We start from the raw sequence: 3,948 nt of genomic DNA on the forward strand, positions 1-3,948 counted from the left end.
TATGGAAAACTTAATGGAATTAATAAAAAGAAGAAGAAGCGTAAGAATTTTTAGTGGAAAAGAAGTTTCAAAAGAAGATATTTTATCAATTATTGAGGCGGGTACATGGGCTCCAACAGGATGCAACAATCAGGAATTAAAATTTTTAATCTTAAATAAAAAAAAGGAAGTTGAAGAGATATTGAAATTCAAGCCTTTCTTTAAGGGAGCTTCTGCTTTTGTTTTGGTATTTTGCGATATGTCTTTGCCAATGAGTAAGAAAATGTATATCGAATATAAATATGAACGTCATTTGCCATACATAGATACTGGTCTTGCTCTACAGAACATGATTTTATATGCAAAAGATAAAGGAATAGATAGTTGTGTTTTTAATTTGTCAGAATATCATTTTACAAGGGACGGGAAAAAGAGAAATATTTTTCAGAAGATTATAAATAAAACAAAGACGAGCTTAGGATCGCATACAAAGATGGAAGGGAATTTTGAATATTACCTAAGAAATAATTTAAAAATACCCGATCATTTAAAGATTATGTGTGGGGTGGCTTTTGGTTATGCTAAGATATATCCTGACGTAAAAAAAGAAATGCATGGGGGGAAAAAGGTTATGAGAGATAAGGTTGAAAATTACATTATTTCCAAAAAATAGTTTTAAAAATGGCCAATAGTTTTAAAAAAGACACTCTAATAACATTTGGTGGTAAAACATTAGAATTATTTTTTCTTCTTTTGGTTTCTATTATAATCGCCAGAGTTTTAGGTCCTGAAGCAAAAGGGATTTATTCTTTGGCTGTACTTTTACCAACTTTGTTAATTACTTTCACTCAAATTGGGGTTGGGCCGGCAACTGTTTTTTATGTTGGCAGAGGGCAACATTCTTTAAAAAAGATTTTTGGAGCAGTTATATTCTTTTCCATTTTGATAAGCATGGTTGCGATTTCTATAGGATTAATAATCGCTTTATTTTTTGGAGAAAAATTATTCCCTGGTGTTGCAAAAGAATATTTATTACTCGCTTTATTTTTAATTCCTTTTGAGATTTTTTTGACTTTTGGGATTGATATTTTATTGGGACTTCAGAAAATAAAAAAATATAATATTGTTCGTTTGTTGCAGGGCTTTATTTTTTTATTTTTGATTTCTGCTTTTCTTTTAGGTCTCCATTTCGGGATAAAAGCTGCGCTTTTTTCCCAGGCAATTTCTTTTTTACTTGCTTCTATATTTTTATTTTTTCAGGTTAAAAAAGAAACCCAGGGGATAATTTTTTCTTTAGATAAAAATTTATTAAAAGATTTTTTTTCCTATAGTTTTAAAGTTTATTTGGGCAATATAGCAACTTACTTGCACCTTAGAGTCGATATGTGGATGATAAACTTTTTTTTAAATCCCACTGCTGCTGGTTTTTATTCAATCTCAGTGGCACTCGCAGAGAAAATTTGGCTTATTTCTCAGTCAGCAGGAACTGTTCTTTTTCCTCGTATTTCTGCCCAGAAAGATAAAAAAATGTTAAAAAAATTCACTCCTATAGTTTGTAGAAATATTTTATTTATTACGTTTTTAATGTCGTTAGTACTTTTTTTATTTGGCAGATGGCTTATAGTTTTGTTTTATTCGCCTGTGTTTTTAAAATCCGTTTTACCATTTCAAATTTTATTAATAGGAACAGTTTCCATAAGCGGAATGAGAATTTTAACCAATGATTTAGCAGGAAGGGGAAAACCCATAATAAATTCTTATATTGCTTTGGTGTCTGTTATTTTAAATATCGCTTTAAATATACTTTTGATTCCTAAAATCGGTATTATAGGTGCTGCTTGGGCTACTGCAATTTCTTATACATTTGCATTTGTCATTAAGTTTGTTATTTATGCCAGAATTTCTGGAAACAAAATTAGAGATGTAGTCTTTATTAAGAAATCAGATTTTAGATTTTATAAACATTTTTTAATTAAAATAAAAAACAGAAAATTCACTCTCGGTAAAAACTAATTTATGACTTCTTTTTCTAAAAAAAGAATATTAGTAATTTCCGCTTTAGATATTTGGTCAATGGGGCAGAAAAAAGGAGCACCTTCCTTGTTACGTACTATTAAAAATTTTGCTGAACACGGATGGAAAGTTTTTTTCTTGACGGGCAATAAAAAAAAAGACTCTGTTTATGATATACACCCAAATATTAGAATAATACGTTTTAATTCATCCTGGTTAAATATAAATGCTTTTTTTGGAAGATCAATTTGGTGGTTATATTTTCAGATATTAGCTTTTTTTATCGGATATAGAATCTCAAGAAAGGAAAAAATTGATTTTTTTTATGGATATGAAGTTCAGGGGATTCCGGTTTCTAAGGTTTTGTCAAAAATTTTTAAAAAACCAATTATTTCTAGGTTTCAAGGAACTAAATTGTCTGCTCATCTTCAAGAAAAGTTTTGGAAAATTAAATATTGGGATGACGTTTTTGCAATGAAAATACCTGTTGATCTTTTAATTATGGCAAATGACGGAACAATGGGAGATAAAGTATTGAGAAAAATTAATGCGAAAACGAAGAAAGTAAAATTTTGGTTAAATGGCGTGGATAAAAATATATATATTCCTAATTTTGATAAAAATAATTTTAAAAAAGAGCTTAAAATCGAGAAGAATAAAAAAATTTTATTAGCCATTAGCAGATTAGAAAAATGGAAAAGAGTGGATAGAATAATAAAAACAATGTCAAGAGTATTAAAAGCAGAGTCAGAAACCGAACTTTTAATTATTGGCGACGGGAAGGAAAAAGAAAATCTCGAAAAATTAGTTAAAGAACTAAAAGTTGAGAATGGGACTAGATTTTTAGGAGCTTTACCACACGACGAATTAAAGAAATATTATAATTTGGCTGATATTTTTATTTCAACATATGACATTTCAAATGTTGGAAATCCGCTTCTTGAGGCTTTAAGTTGCGGGAAGTGCATAGTTACTTTAGATATTGGAGACACCGATAAATTTATCCACAATGAAAAAAATGGAATATTAGTAAAGTTAGATAAAATAAATATATTGCCCGATATAATTATAAAATTACTCAAAGATAATGAGAAAAGAAAGAGATTAGAAGAAAACGCCAAAGAATTTGCTAAAAATAATCTTTGGACATGGAAAGAACGAATGGAAACTGAATTTGACGAAGTAAGGAAACTATGAAAATCTTTTAGATGTATTAATTTAAAATGATATTTATGGAAAAGAAGACTAAAGTTTTATTAACAGATTTGTCATATTTAAATCATAATTACGGAGCTCAAGGAATTTCTTTTTCTTTTATGAATAAATTAAATGGATATATAGATGCAGAATATGTCTTTGTTTTACCTAAAAAACACTATAAAGAGAATTTTTTGTTCGCGAAAAATAATTATTTTAATATTGTATGTAATTCTGGAGAGAATTTTTTTCTTGAAAGGGGAAGCGTTTTTTTCTTTTTATATAAAATAATTTATTTCCTAAAAAAAAGAAAAACAATAACAAAAAAAGAAGAAAGAATATATTTAAAGCTAATTGAAACGATCAAAAAAAGTGATATTATAGTTGATTTATCGGGAATAGAATTTATTGGCAATAGAGGACTAAAAACAAAGTGGCTAGATTATTTAAAAACGATTTTTTTCCAAAGATTATCTCATAAGCTAAAGAAACCTTACTTTAAATATACAAAATCATATGGTCCTATCTCTGGTAAAATATATACTTTCTTTGTCAAAAGAAAGCTTAAAAAGCTTCCTTTTATCTTTGTAAGGGGCAGGGATAATTTAGAGGAGATTAAAAAATTAAAGTTGAAAGTTCCTCTTTATTCTTTTCCGGACGTTTCAATAGCTCTAAGGCCTGCTGATAAAAATTGGGCTGTTGACTATGTGAAAAAAATTGGCATTGACGTATCAAAACCAATTATAGGTATTTCTCCAA

4 protein-coding genes are annotated in these 3,948 nt (G+C 28.3%); all 4 read left to right on the forward strand.

What is annotated here, in order from left to right; genetic code table 11:
* On the forward strand, positions 1–652 hold a 652-nt coding region (locus PHI88_03655), incomplete at its 5' end, for a nitroreductase family protein (GenBank protein ID MDD5552223.1).
* 8 nt (positions 653–660) lie between these two features.
* Positions 661–1,992: a flippase gene (locus PHI88_03660; protein ID MDD5552224.1), complete on the forward strand. Its 1,332-nt coding sequence runs from the start codon at positions 661–663 to the stop codon at positions 1,990–1,992.
* Between the two features lie 3 nt (positions 1,993–1,995).
* The gene (locus PHI88_03665) at positions 1,996–3,189 is read left to right on the forward strand and encodes a glycosyltransferase family 4 protein (protein MDD5552225.1); all 1,194 of its coding nucleotides are present in this window, start codon (positions 1,996–1,998) and stop codon (positions 3,187–3,189) included.
* Positions 3,190–3,224: 35 nt separating this feature from the next.
* Positions 3,225–3,948 (forward strand): polysaccharide pyruvyl transferase family protein (locus tag PHI88_03670; protein MDD5552226.1); only part of this gene is annotated, 724 nt, incomplete at its 3' end.

This window comes from Candidatus Paceibacterota bacterium, assembly GCA_028716825.1.
In the GTDB taxonomy this organism is placed as follows: Bacteria; Patescibacteriota; Minisyncoccia; order Minisyncoccales.